Annotated in this window: 13 protein-coding genes, 1 tRNA gene and 1 riboswitch; of the genes, 4 read left to right on the top strand and 10 right to left on the bottom strand. The window is 72.6% G+C overall.

What is annotated here, in order from left to right; genetic code table 11:
• The first annotated feature begins 279 nt into the window (after nt 1–279).
• Complete coding sequence (locus ACFWIA_RS29145) at nt 280–1635, top strand: DUF445 domain-containing protein (protein WP_387010178.1); 1356 nt, start codon at nt 280–282, stop codon at nt 1633–1635.
• Nucleotides 1636–1680: 45 nt separating this feature from the next.
• Here the strand turns inward: ACFWIA_RS29145 and ACFWIA_RS29140 are convergent, their stop codons facing one another.
• The 6 genes from ACFWIA_RS29140 to ACFWIA_RS29115 form a co-directional block, all read right to left on the bottom strand.
• Entirely contained in the window at nt 1681–2463 is a 783-nt protein-coding gene (locus tag ACFWIA_RS29140) for a DUF1707 domain-containing protein (protein WP_387010176.1), read from the bottom strand.
• A gap of 81 nt (nt 2464–2544) precedes the next feature.
• Nucleotides 2545–2721 (bottom strand): hypothetical protein, encoded by a 177-nt coding sequence (locus ACFWIA_RS29135; RefSeq protein ID WP_387010174.1) that lies wholly within the window; start codon nt 2719–2721, stop codon nt 2545–2547.
• 40 nt (nt 2722–2761) lie between these two features.
• Nucleotides 2762–3076, bottom strand: a complete 315-nt coding sequence (locus tag ACFWIA_RS29130) for a hypothetical protein (protein WP_387010172.1) — start codon at nt 3074–3076, stop codon at nt 2762–2764.
• 110 nt (nt 3077–3186) lie between these two features.
• Complete coding sequence (locus ACFWIA_RS29125) at nt 3187–4197, bottom strand: ATP-binding cassette domain-containing protein (RefSeq protein WP_385760649.1); 1011 nt, start codon at nt 4195–4197, stop codon at nt 3187–3189.
• Nucleotides 4198–4247: 50 nt separating this feature from the next.
• Nucleotides 4248–5096: an ABC transporter permease gene (locus ACFWIA_RS29120; RefSeq protein ID WP_387010184.1), complete on the bottom strand. Its 849-nt coding sequence runs from the start codon at nt 5094–5096 to the stop codon at nt 4248–4250.
• 61 nt (nt 5097–5157) lie between these two features.
• Nucleotides 5158–5967: an ABC transporter permease gene (locus tag ACFWIA_RS29115; RefSeq protein WP_387010170.1), complete on the bottom strand. Its 810-nt coding sequence runs from the start codon at nt 5965–5967 to the stop codon at nt 5158–5160.
• Between the two features lie 1369 nt (nt 5968–7336).
• On the opposite strand from ACFWIA_RS29115, the gene ACFWIA_RS29110 reads away from it, so the two are divergent.
• Nucleotides 7337–9862, top strand: a complete 2526-nt coding sequence (locus ACFWIA_RS29110) for a transglycosylase domain-containing protein (protein WP_387010182.1) — start codon at nt 7337–7339, stop codon at nt 9860–9862.
• A gap of 105 nt (nt 9863–9967) precedes the next feature.
• On the opposite strand, the gene sugE is transcribed toward ACFWIA_RS29110, so the two are convergent.
• From sugE to ACFWIA_RS29095, 3 genes are all read right to left on the bottom strand, one after another.
• Nucleotides 9968–10288 (bottom strand): quaternary ammonium compound efflux SMR transporter SugE, encoded by a 321-nt coding sequence (sugE, locus tag ACFWIA_RS29105; RefSeq protein ID WP_385486988.1) that lies wholly within the window; start codon nt 10286–10288, stop codon nt 9968–9970.
• A gap of 37 nt (nt 10289–10325) precedes the next feature.
• Nucleotides 10326–10390, bottom strand: a riboswitch (guanidine-III (ykkC-III) riboswitch).
• Between the two features lie 55 nt (nt 10391–10445).
• Nucleotides 10446–10748 carry a GroES family chaperonin gene (locus tag ACFWIA_RS29100; protein ID WP_385487416.1) on the bottom strand — a complete coding sequence of 101 codons (303 nt, stop codon included), beginning with the start codon at nt 10746–10748 and terminating at the stop codon, nt 10446–10448.
• Nucleotides 10749–10919: 171 nt separating this feature from the next.
• Nucleotides 10920–11252 carry a DUF3618 domain-containing protein gene (locus ACFWIA_RS29095; RefSeq protein ID WP_385486986.1) on the bottom strand — a complete coding sequence of 111 codons (333 nt, stop codon included), beginning with the start codon at nt 11250–11252 and terminating at the stop codon, nt 10920–10922.
• A gap of 182 nt (nt 11253–11434) precedes the next feature.
• Here ACFWIA_RS29095 and bcp point away from each other — a divergent pair, with 182 nt between their 5' ends.
• Both bcp and ACFWIA_RS29085 read left to right on the top strand, forming a co-directional pair.
• The gene (gene bcp / locus ACFWIA_RS29090) at nt 11435–11902 is read left to right on the top strand and encodes a thioredoxin-dependent thiol peroxidase (protein WP_387010167.1); all 468 of its coding nucleotides are present in this window, start codon (nt 11435–11437) and stop codon (nt 11900–11902) included.
• 54 nt (nt 11903–11956) lie between these two features.
• Nucleotides 11957–12040: transfer RNA gene (locus tag ACFWIA_RS29085), tRNA-Leu, on the top strand.
• A 65-nt stretch (nt 12041–12105) separates the two neighbouring features.
• Here the strand turns inward: ACFWIA_RS29085 and rdgB are convergent.
• Nucleotides 12106–12717 (bottom strand): RdgB/HAM1 family non-canonical purine NTP pyrophosphatase, encoded by a 612-nt coding sequence (gene rdgB / locus ACFWIA_RS29080; protein ID WP_387010165.1) that lies wholly within the window; start codon nt 12715–12717, stop codon nt 12106–12108.
• Between the last annotated feature and the right edge of the window lie 37 nt (nt 12718–12754).

Raw genomic sequence — 12754 nt, 5'->3', positions numbered from 1 at the left:
CTATCGGGGCGCCTTCCGGCCCGTGTGCCACAGGGGGCGCGCCCCGTCAGGGGCGCGGGGAACTGCGCGACCAGCCACGACGCACCCGCACGGACCCGCGCAGGCCCAGCGGGGCGCCCCGATAGGGGCGCGGGGAACTGCGCGGGCGACCACGGCGCACCCGCACGGCTCGACGGCTCGGACGGATCGAGAAAAGGGACAATGGCCGACAGGGGCCGCCCGACGGCCCCCACCGGTGGCCGACGGACAACGCACGAGAGCGGACGGGTACGGAAGCGGATGGAGCGGATGGAAGGGTCCGAAGGGCCGAAGACGGCCGAGGGGCCGGGGCGGACCGGGGCGGCGGCCGGGAGCCCCCGGCCGGGGCGCGGCGGGTTCACGTTCAGCGAGGCGGATGCCGAACGGCAGCGCGGCGTGCGGCGGATGAAGCTCACCGCGACGGGGCTGCTGGTGTTCGTGGCCCTGGTGTACGTGCTCGCCAAGTGGGCCCAGAGCAACGGCGCGGGCGCCTGGACGGGGTACGTGGCGGCGGCGGCCGAGGCGGGGATGGTCGGCGCGCTCGCGGACTGGTTCGCGGTGACCGCGCTGTTCCGGCACCCGCTGGGGCTGCCGATCCCGCACACGGCGATCATCCCGACCAAGAAGGACCAGCTCGGGGCGTCGCTCGGGGAGTTCGTGGGCGAGAACTTCCTCTCCCGCGAGGTGGTCCGCTCCCGACTGCGGTCGGTCGGCATCGGCAACCGGCTCGGTGCGTGGCTCGCCCAGCCGGAGCACGCCGACCGGGTGACCGCGGAGCTGGCCACCGCGCTGCGCGGGGCGCTCACCGTACTGCGGGACTCCGACGTGCAGGCCGTCGTCGGCGAGGCCATAACCCGACGGGCCGACGCCCAGGAGATCGCCCCCGGCATCGGGAAGGCCCTGGAGCGGATCGTCGAGGACGGCGGCCACCGGCGGGTGGTGGACCTGGTGTGCGTACGCGCCCACGACTGGCTGGTGGAGCACGGGGACTCCGTGATGGACGCGGTGCAGGGCGGGGCGCCCGGCTGGACGCCCCGCTTCGTGGACCGCAAGGTCGGCGAGCGCGTCTACCGGGAACTGCTGCGGTTCGTCACCGAGATGCGGGACATGCCCGACCATCCGGCGCGGGAGGCCGTGGACCGTTTCCTGGCGGACTTCGCCGGCGACCTCCAGTCGGACACGGACACCCGGGCCCGGGTGGAGCGCCTGAAGCGGGAGGTCCTCGCCCGCAGCGAGGTCCAGGACCTGATCGCCTCCGCGTGGTCCTCGGTACGGGCGATGATCGTGGCCGCGGCCGAGGACGAGCGCAGCGAACTGCGGTTGCGGGTCCGCACCTCCCTGCTGTCGCTCGGCGCGCGGCTGTCCACGGACGCCGGGCTCCAAGGCAAGGTGGACGGCTGGATCGAGGGCGCGGCGGTGTACGTGGTGACCACGTACCGGGACGAGATCACCTCGCTGATCACGGACACCGTGGCCGGGTGGGACGCCGAGCACACCTCGAAGAAGATCGAGGCGCACATCGGGCGCGACCTCCAGTTCATCCGCATCAACGGAACGGTGGTCGGCTCGCTGGCGGGACTGCTCATCTACGCGGTCTCGCACGGCCTCTGGCCCTGACCCGCCGCCCCCGGCCCGTCCGCACCCGGTCCGGGTGCGAACGGGTCAGTCCTTGCTCGGGGGGAGCTCCCCGCGGCGGGCCGCCCGGCGGTCGAGCTTCTCCTGCCGGCGCTCCGCCTTCAACCGCTCCTTCTCGGCGCGGGTCACCTTGCGGCGGACGCCGACCCCGCCCCAGAAGGCGAACCCGGTGACGATGACGCGGGGCGCGGCGGGGTCGGTGTACTCCTCGGGGTCGGGGTGGTCGAAACCGCCCATGATCCCGATGCCGCGCACCACGACGTCGACGCCGGGCGGCACGGTCACGTCGACCCCGCCCATCACGGCGATGCAGTTGATCACGATCTCGTTGTCCTGGAAGTCGGCGTCCCGCAGGTCGATGTCACCGCCGCCCATCAGCGCGAAGGCGTTGAACCTGCGGGGTGCCGTCCAGCGGCCCTTGCGCTCGAAGGCGCTCATGATCGCGACGCCCATCGAGGAGGTGGGCTCACCGCCGATCCGCTCCGGCCAGCGCGGGCCCGCGACCGTACCGGGCGGGGGCTTCACCAGCGAGGTGGGCGCGGTGCCGACCTCGGGCAGGTCGCGGGTGATCGGCGCGAGTTCCCCGTACGTGCGGGCCGCGTAGGCGGCCTCCAGCCGCTCCCCGAACTCGTCGAGGTCGAGGCGGCCCTCCGCCATCGCGTCGCGCAGTCGCTCGACGACCAGTTCCCGGTCGGCGTCCGACGCCCGTAGCTGTGCCGGGTTCAGCTCCTTGCCACGGGGTGCGGGGGCGTTCGCAGGGGAGGGCTCCCGTGCGGGGTCGGCGGCGGGTCCAGGCTCAGCGTCCGTCATGCGTTCAGCCTACGAGTTCGGCTCCGATCCCACTACGACGGGCACCCCTGGCCCACCCCTGAAGCGGTGCGCCGCGGCGGGCTAGCTGTGCACGCGGTAGCCGCAGCCGCACTCCCACTTGACGAGGTGGTGGTCCTTCGCTCCGGTCATGTACCGCCCGCACTGTCTCGGGCACGCCGTGCGCACGGCGCCGCCGTCCACCTGCCGGTACGGATTCCAGTACGGCTGCCGGCCGCCCGACAGGGGCTGTTGCTCCATGGCCGCAGACTAGGGCAGATCGCCATCTGTGGGACGCGCCTCACCCGGTGGGTACGGGCGGGGCGGGGACCACGGCCGGGGTGGCCATGCCGTTGTCGGCCAGGGCGATTTCGTCCAGTTCGACGCTGCGGACGAGGACGCCGGGCAGGTCCGCGAACCGACTCAGCGCGTCGGCGACCGCCTCGGTCAGGGTGTCCGCCGCGAACGCGCACGTGAAGCGGGCGCACCCGGGTGCTTCCTCAAGGGCGATGCGCCCGTCGTGGAAGCTCGCCAGGCCCGCGAGCGTGTCGTCCTGCTCCTCGGTGAGGACGCCCTGAAGGACCAGGTTGAAGTACCAGTTGCGCACGGTTCGCATGCTTCCGCGTGCATCGGTCGATCCGGCTGGACACCGGGGATCAGATCACTCGGACGAGCGAGCGTCCACCCGCCGGGGAGCGAACCGGGGCGCAACGGGACGGCGAGCCGTCACTGTCCCTCCCGGCCCGCGTACATGCGGGCGATGACCGACTCGATGTCCGGCTCCCGGACCGACAGGTCGGCCAGCGGGTACTCGGCGGCGATCCGGGCGACCAGGGGCGCCGCGGAGCCCTCCGCCGGGAAGGCGAGCCACTGGCGGGGACCCTCCACCTTGACCACCCGGGCCGCGGTGCCGACGTCGATCGGCCCGAGTTCGCGTTCCAGGTCCACCACGAGGGTCCGTTCGCTCTTGCCCGCCTCGTGCAGCCCGGCCAACGCGCCGTCGTACATGAGCCGCCCGTGGTCGATGACCATCACCCGGCGGCACAGCTGCTCGATGTCGGTCAGGTCGTGCGTGGTGAGCAGGACGGTGGTGCCCCGCTCGGCGTTGAGGTCCCGCAGGAACTCCCGCACCCGCACCTTGGAGACGATGTCGAGGCCGATGGTCGGCTCGTCCAGGTACAGCACCTCGGGGTCGTGCAGCAGCGCCGCGGCGATGTCCCCGCGCATCCGCTGGCCGAGCGAGAGTTGCCGCACGGGCACCTCCAACAGCTCGCCGAGCTGGAGGAGTTCCACGCAGCGGTCGAGGTTCTCCTTGAAGCGCGCGTCGGGCACCCGGTACATGCGGTGCGCCAGCCGGTACGAGTCGATCAGCGGGAGGTCCCACCACAGGGTGGTGCGCTGGCCGAAGACGACCCCGATCCGGCGGGCGAGCCGGGTCCGCTCCCGCGTCGGGTCGATGCCGGCGACCCGGATGCGCCCCGCGCTGGGGGTGAGGATGCCGGTGAGCATCTTGATCGTGGTGGACTTCCCGGCGCCGTTGGGGCCGATGTACCCGACCATCTCGCCGCGCGCCACGCCGAACGACAGCGAGTCCACCGCCCGGACCTCGCTGCGCTCCCGGCGCAGGAAACCGGTGCGGCGACGCACGTCGAAGACCTTCTCGACCCCGTCGAGCGTGATCAGCGGCGCTTCGGGCGGCCCGGCCTGGTCAGGGACGCTTCCCGTGGTCTGTGCCATGTTCCTTCCGGTTCTGTCTGGGGGCGGGGCGGGGCGGGTGCGCGCTGCGGTCAGCTGCCCGTGCTGCGGTAGCCGCGCAGCCCCGCGCGCCAGGCGAGACCGGCGAGCGCACAGCTCGCCACGGCGACCAGCGGCGGGGCGAAGGCCAGCCAGCTCGGCAGGTCCAACGGATAGGGGCGGTCCAGGAGGTACAGCGTGGGCAGCCAGTTGACGAAGGCGAGCGGGAAGACGAACGTCACCCCGCGCACCAGCTCCTGGGTGAAGATGACCGGCGGGTACTGGAGCATGGTGACCCCGCCGTACGTGAACGCGCTCTGCACCTCGGCGGCGTCCTTCGCCGCGAACTGGAACGCCGCGCCCGCGACGAACACCGCGCCGAAGATCCCCGCCCCGCTCAGCACCATCAGCGGGACCATCAGCACCGCGAGCGGGGTCCAGTCCACGTCCACGTGCAGCAGCCCGTACCCGAGGACCAACGCGCCCTGGGAGATCCGGCCGAGGCGGCGCAGGGCGAAACGGTCGGCGGCGACCTGGGCGAGGACCGGCGCGGGACGCACCAACAGGGTGTCGAGGGTGCCGTCCCTGACCCGCCGCCCCAGCCGGTCGACCGAGCCGATCGCGAGGTCGACGAGCCCGAACGAGGTCGAGGCGGTGCCGTACAGCAGCGCGATCTCGGCGAGCGCGTAACCACCGAGCGAGTCGACCTGCGAGAACATCAGCAGGATCGCCACGAAGTCGAGGATGGTGACGGCGAAGTTGCCGAACAGGGTCAGCGCGAACGACACCCGGTAGGTCATCGTGGAGCGGATCCACATGGCGGCGATCATCCGGTACGTGCGCAGTCCGTCCCGCAGCTTGGTCAGGGCGCCGTCGCGGGTTCCGAAGTCGGGGGCGGGCAGCGGTGCGACGGCAGGGGGAACGGGTCCCCCGGGCGGCGCGGGAAGCGTGGTGCGCGGTGGTTCAGCCACCCTGGACCACCACCCTGCGGGTCGCGACGGACTGGAGGAGCCGGCCCACCAGCAGCAGTGCCACGGCCCAGCCGGCCTGGAAGGCGAAGGCGCCCCACAGCCGCGCACCGGAGTACTGGCCGAGCAGCACGTCGGCCGGCACCTGGATCAGCGCGGACCAGGGCAGCGCCCGGGCGACCTCGCCCAGGGCGCCCGGGAAGACGGTGAGCGGCAGCAGCATCCCGGAGAAGAAGATGCCCGCGAGGAATGCGATCTGTGCCACACCCGCGCCGTCCAACAGCCAGAACGCCGTCAACGCGACGAGGTAGCGGATCGCGAAGCTGACGATCGCCCCGAGCAGGACGGCGAGCAGGAACGCGAGCCAGGGCAGCGGCCCGCCCGGGAGGGCCAGCGGGAAGGCGAGCGCGCCGACGATCAGGGGCACGACACCCCGTCCGAGCAGCTGGAACGCGCCCCGGCCCAGGTCGGCGGCGAGCCACCACCCCTGGAGGTCGACCGGCCGGTACAGGTCGATCGCGATGTCCCCGCTGCGGATGCGTTCCATCAGCTCGTCCTCGAATCCACCGCCCATGGTCGCCATCACGGCGAGCAGGCCCTGGCTGACCCACACGAAGGTGAGGGCGTCGGAGACGTCGTAACCGCCGAGGCCGGGACGCTCGTCCCAGAGGGCGATGAAGGTGTAGGCGAGAATGAACCCGAAGACGGTGTTGGTGAAGACTCCCGCTGCGGTGGCCGTGCGGTACGTCGCGTGGCGTCGGAACCCGCCGGCGGCAACCCTCGCGTACAACCATCCGGTGTGCACGTACAACCCCTTCCGGTTCTGCGTCGTCTCCTGTTACGGGGCCGAAGCGCAGAACCCTAGTGGCAGGGCGTGATGCACCGCCACGGGGTTTCGGGGTTCCGGGTCCGGTTGCGTGCCGTGTCACGGGCACCCGAGCAAGGGTGCGAAAGTTGAGACCTGGGACGCGAAGGTTTACGGGGTGCGCAACCTTGTACGAACCTTTACGGGGTGTATGTGACGTATGACCCGTACGTCCTCAGGGGGCACCTTCCTCGGTCGTGCCGTACACCGGCGCGCCCGGGGCAGCGGCAACGGCACCACGGCAGTACCCGCAGTAACAGAAGTATCCGGCGCACGAAGTGAATCGGGAGTTCCGCGAACCATGAGCGACGAGCCGCAACAGCACGACGAGGGCACTACGGGCCCGGAGCCCGAACGCCCCGCGGCACCGCCGACCGGCGAGGGGGAGCGGAGCTCCGGGAGCCCGTTCGGAACCGGGAAGAAGCCTTCGGACACCGGGAGGGGGGCTTCGGCCCCCGGGGGGAAGACCACGGGGGCGACGGGTGCGGACGGGGCGCCGAAGCTCCCGCAGCGCCCTGCGAAGAGCAGCCCGGCCGCCGGCGAGGGGCGCTCCTTCGACGCGTTCGCGCCGCGCCCGCGCTCCGGCACGTCCGGCGGGAACCGTCCCGCGGGTCCGGCGGGCGCAGGTGCGGCGGGACGGCCGGGCGGCCCGAACCCCGACCGCAAGGCTCCCCGGTCCGCAGCACCGGGGGCAGCGACGCCGGGGGCCGCAGCGCCCGGGGCCAAGGGCGCTGAGCCGAAGGGGCCCGCGCCCAAGGCGAACGGGCCCGAGGCGCCCCTGTCCAAGAATCCGCAGTCCAAGGCCCCCCAGCCCAAGGGACCCCAGGCCGCCGGGCCGGCGGCGAAGGGGCCCGGCCCCAAGGCCGCACCCGCGTCCGGCGGACCGGGCCAGCGACCCGCCGCGGAGTCCCGCGCCGCGCAGAACGCACGGGACGACCGCAGCAAGCGCGACGCACCGGGCGCATCGGGCGCCGGCAAGGCACCCGGCGGGCAGCAGGGCACCGCCTCCGGTGCCGCCGCCGCGGGCACGGGCTCCGGACCGACGAAGCGACCCGCCGGCCCGTCCGGCAAGCCCGCGCCCGGCGCGTCCCCCGCGTCGGGGCGGACGACCAGCGGCACCGGAGGCGCCCCGGGCGGCCCCCGCAAGGGCGCGCCCCGCGGGGCCGAGGAGACGCCGGCGGAGCGCACCACCCAGCTCGGCGCCGTCCGCCGCGGCGGCGCGGGCGGCGCGGGCCGCCCCGGTGGCCCGGGCGGCCCCGCGGGTGCCGGCGGCTCCCCCGAGGAGCGGCCGGTCGAGCGCACCACCCAGCTGCGCCTCCAGAAGCCCGGCGGCCCCCCGAAGGGCGCCGTTCCGCCGCCCCCCGGAGCGGACGGGACCGCGGTCTTCGCCGCGGCCGACGGCCCCGCCGGGGAGCCGGCCGAGCCCGGCAAGAAGGCGAAGCGGAAGCGGCCCAAGCGCAAGGGCTGGCGCCGGCTCGTGCCGACCTGGCGCTTCACGCTGGCGGCCGTCCTCACGGTGCTGCTGCTGGGGATGGGCGCCTTCATCACCGGCTACATGATCGTGAAGATCCCCGCGGCGAACGCCGCGGCGACCAAGCAGAGCAACGTGTACCTGTACGCGGACGGCTCGCAGCTCGCCCGCGACGGCGAGGTCAACCGGGAGAACGTGCAGCTGTCGCAGATCCCGGAGGACGTCCGGCGCACCGTGCTCGCCGCCGAGGACCGCGACTTCTACGGCCAGTCGGCCGTCGACCCGAAGGCGATGGTCCGCGCCGGCTGGAACACCATGACCGGCAAGGGCAAGCAGTCCGGCTCGACGATCACCCAGCAGTACGTGAAGAACTACTACCTCGCGCAGGAGCAGACCTTCTCCCGCAAGGCGAAGGAGTTCTTCATCTCGATAAAGCTGGACCGCGAGCAGTCCAAGGACGACATCCTGGAGGGCTACCTCAACACCAGCTTCTTCGGCCGCAACGCGTACGGCATCCAGTCCGCAGCGCAGGCGTACTACGGCGTCGACGTCGAGAAGCTGACCATCGAGCAGGGCGCGTACCTCGCCTCGCTGCTCAACGCCCCGAGCGCGTACGACGTGGTGGCCCACCCGCAGAACAAGCCGCAGGTGGTGTCCCGCTGGAAGTACGTCCTCAACGGCATGGTCACGGAGGGCTGGCTGTCCCAGGAGGAGCGGGACAAGATGACGTTCCCGATGCCGAAGGAGGCCAAGGGCTCGGTCGGCATGTCCGGCCAGCGCGGCTACCTGGTGCAGGCCGTCAAGGACTACCTGTTCGAGCACGACATCATCAGCGAGGACGTGCTGAACGCCGGCGGGCACCGGATCACCACCACGCTCCAGAAGCCCAAGCAGGACGCCCTGGTCAAGGCGGTCAACGACCAGCTGATGGCCCGGGTCGACAAGAAGGCGCGCAAGGTCGACCGCAACGTGCGGGCGGGCGGCGTCTCCATCGACCCGGCGACCGGGCAGGTCGTCGCCATGTACGGCGGCATCGACTACACCAAGCAGTTCGTCAACAACGCGACCCGGCGGGACTTCCAGGTCGGTTCGACGTTCAAGCCGTTCGTGTTCACCTCCGGCGTGGAGAACGACTCGGTGACCCAGGACGGTCGGCCGATCACCCCGAACACGGTCTACGACGGCACCAGCAAGCGCCCCGTGGAGGGCTGGAGCGGCGGCCCGTACGCGCCGGGCAACCAGGACTACGTCAACTACGGGCCGATCACCATCCGGGAGGCCACCGACAAGTCCGTGAACTCGGTGTACGCGCAGATGGCCGTGGACGTGGGCCCCGGCAAGGTGGAGAAGACCGCGGTCGCGCTCGGCGTGCCGAAGAAGACCCCGGACATGCACCCGTACCCGTCGATCGCGCTGGGCGCGGCACGGGCGAGCGTCCTGGACATGACGGGGGCGTACGCGACCCTCGCCAACCACGGCAAGCAGCGCGACTACACCCTGGTCGCCAAGATGACCAAGAACGGGGCGGCGATCGCCCTGCCGAAGCGGACGGCCAAGCAGGTCGTCAGCCGACAGGCCGCGGACACCACCACCTCGCTGCTGCGCAGCGTGGTCGACAGCGGCTCGGGCATGGCGGCGCTGGCCGCCGAGCGGCCCGCCGCGGGCAAGACCGGTACCGCGGAGAACGACAAGGCGGCCTGGTTCGCGGGCTTCACCCCGGACCTCGCCACCGTGGTCGCGGTGATGGGTCAGGACCCGGTGACCGGCAAGCAGATCCCGTTGTACGGGGCCCTGGGCGAGCCGCGGATCAGCGGTGGCGGTCCGCCGGCGCAGATCTGGGCGCAGTACACCAAGGCCGCGCTCAAGGGCAGCGAACCGCAGGACTTCACGCTGCGGCTCCAGGACGGGTCCAACAGGCGGCTCGACCTGCCGGGCGCGAGCAGCAGCGGTGACCCGGACACCTCCGCCAGCCCCGACGCCGAGGAGCAGGAGACCGAGGGCCCCACGCAGAAGGAGGAGGAGCCCGAGGGCACCCCGCCCACCAGCGACGCCACCCGGGACACCGGCAAGCCGACGACCCCGGGCAGCGGGGCCACCGACGGCACCACCGGGAACGGCCAGAACGGCGGGACGACGGGTGACGGCGGCACGTCCGCGGGGACCGGCGGCACCACGTCCGGCACCGGCTCGGGCGGCACCGGCGGTACCGGCTCGGGCGGCACCGGCTCGGGCGGTACCGGCGGGACCGGCGGTGGCGACGGCGGCGCGACGGGCCAGGTGACGGGCGGCGAGGTGACGGGCGGCCCCGGCCAGACCGGCACGCCCACCGGCGGCAACAGCCCCGGACTGCCCACGACCCCGTAGCGGGACGGAAGCAGACACACGAGTGGCCCCCGGGGTGGGTACCCCGGGGGCCACTCGTGGGTGCGGGCGGGTGGTGACCCGCGCGCGGAAGGGTCGCTCGGTCCGTCAGTGGCCGGAGGTGGCCTTCAGTCCGATGACGGCGACCAGCAGCAGCGCGATGAAGAAGATCCGCGCGGCGGTCGCCGGCTCGCCGAGCACCAGCATGCCGAGGATGGCGGCGCCACCGGCGCCGATGCCGACCCACACGCCGTAGGCGGTGCCGATGGGGAGCGTCTTCGCCGCGTACGACAGCAGGACCATGCTCGCCACGATTCCGGCGCCCGTGAACACACTGGGCCACAGTCGGGTGAACCCCTCGGTGTACTTCATGCCGATCGCCCAGCCGACCTCCAGCACACCGGCGATGATCAGCAAAATCCATGCCATGACGGCACCTCCGTGGTTTCCATAACGGATCTACAGGGGTGCGTCGTCTTTGCGTGTCCCGGTACGGCGCGTCTCGTCGGGCTGCCCCTACCGTAGCAAAAAACGGCGAAAGGGCTGGTGACCGGGGTCACCAGCCCTCAGAGCGGGGCCCTGTCGGCTACAGGTACAGCCCGGTGGAGTCCTCGGAGCCCTCGAAACGGTCGGCGGCGACGGCGTGCAGGTCGCGCTCGCGCATCAGGACGTAGGCGGTGCCGCGCACCTCGACCTCGGCCCGGTCCTCCGGGTCGTACAGCACCCGGTCGCCGGTCTCCACGCTGCGGACGTTCTGCCCGACCGCGACGACCTCGGCCCAGGCGAGCCGTCGCCCGACCGCCGCCGTCGCGGGGATCAGGATGCCGCCGCCGGAGCGCCGCTCGCCCTCGGCCGTGTCCTGCCGCACCAGCACGCGGTCGTGCAGCATCCGGATGGGCAGCTTGTCGTGCGTGGTGTTCAAGTCCTTGTTGGCGCTCACGCCCCCGAACCTACCTGCCTCGGCCCCCGGTACGCCGATGGGGTGGTCCGCACGGCCCGTACGGGGACGCACCGGCCCCGGTGCGCCCCGTTTCCCGCCGGGGGCGGCGCCCCGGCGCCCTCAGACCTTGCGCTTGCGGGAGCCGCCGAGGGCCACCAGGCCGACGAGCCCGACGACGACGATCGCGACCGGCACGATCCGCTCCAGCCGCGGGGCGCCGTCCTCGGACACCAGCTTGCCGGTGAAACGGGAGATCACCCGGTTGGCGCCGACGTAGACGCGGCCGAGGGTGTGGTCGACGCTGGCTACCGCCTTGGCCTTGGCGTCCCCGACGATCGTCTTGGGGTGCACTCGGACGCCGATCTCGTCGAGCGTCTCGGCGAGGCGCTCGCGGCGGCGCTCGATGTCCGCCTCGATCTGCGCCGGGGTCCTGGTATCCGATGTCTCCGACACCGTGTTGCCTCCGTCGTGTCCGGCGTGGGTGTTCCCTACGGTCGACAGTCTGTCAGCTTCCCGCGCGACCCACCCCACGGCACCCCCATTACGCTCGTTTCCGTACTGCGTTCCGTACTGCGTTCCGTAATCACCCCGGGGACGACCGCCCGGGGACACCGACCCTCGCGAGGAGATGCGACATGAGCGAGCGACTCCAGCCCGGCGACACCGCCCCCGCCTTCACCCTGCCCGACGCCGACGGCAAGGAGGTCTCGCTGGCCGACCGCAAGGGCCGCAAGGTCATCGTGTACTTCTACCCGGCCGCCCTCACCCCCGGCTGCACCAAGCAGGCGTGCGACTTCACCGACCGCCTCGACTTCCTCGCCGGCGAGGGGTACGACGTGATCGGCATCTCCCCGGACAAGCCGGCGAAGCTGGCCAAGTTCCGGGAGCAGGAGGACCTGCGGGTCACCCTGCTGGCCGACCCCGACAGGGCGGTGCTGGAGGCGTACGGCGCGTTCGGCGAGAAGAAGCTGTACGGCAAGACGGTCACGGGCGTCATCCGCTCCACGGTGGTCGTGGACGAGGACGGCAAGGTCGAGCGGGCCCTGTACAACGTCAAGGCGACGGGGCACGTGGCCAAAATCATCAAGGACCTCGGGCTGTAACCTCCCCCGCGCTGCCCGGCGCCCGGCCCCGGCCACTACGATGGGCGCGCGGACGCGGCCGTGGTGGAACTGGCAGTCACGCTGGGTTTAGGTCCCAGTGGGGTAACACCCGTGAGGGTTCGAGTCCCTCCGGCCGCACCGAACAGGGCCCGGCCCCCGAGTGATCGGGGGCCGGGCCCTGGTGCGTGCGCCCCGCGGCCCCGTTACGGGGCGGCCGGGAGGAGTTCGCGGAGCACGGGGACGAGGGCCCGGAACGCCTTGCCGCGGTGGCTGATGGCGTTCTTCTCCGCGGGGCTCAGCTCGGCGGTCGTCCGACTGTCCCCGTCCGGCTGGAAGATCGGGTCGTAGCCGAAGCCGTTGCTGCCCTCGGGCGCGTGGCGCAGGGTGCCGGTCAACCGCCCCTCGACGACGCGTTCGGTGCCGTCGGGCAACGCGAGCGCGGCGGCACAGGTGAAGTGCGCGGCGCGGTGCGGGGCTTCGATGTCGGAGAGCTGCGCGAGCAGCAGGTCCAGATTGGCCCGGTCGTCGCCGTGCCGTCCGGACCAGCGGGCGGAGAAGATGCCGGGGGCACCGCCGAGGACGTCCACCGACAGTCCGGAGTCGTCGGCCACGGCGGGCAGTCCGGTCGCCCGGGCCAGGGCGTGCGCCTTGAGGAGGGCGTTCTCCGCGAAGGTGACGCCGGTCTCCTTGACGTCCGGGATCTCGGGGTACTGGTCGGCGCCGACCAGCTCGTGGGCGAGCGCGGCGGCGGCCAGGATCTCCTGGAGCTCGACGAGCTTGCCGGGGTTGCGGGTGGCGAGGATCAGGCGGGTCATGCCGGGATTATGCCTGGTGGCACGGGGTGGGCCCGGG

Origin of the sequence: Streptomyces sp. NPDC127068, assembly GCF_042724695.1 — a bacterium.
Classification (GTDB): Bacteria; Actinomycetota; Actinomycetes; order Streptomycetales; family Streptomycetaceae; genus Streptomyces.
Note: the sequence above shows the minus strand (reverse complement) of the source record. Positions and strands in the feature narration are given on the sequence as shown.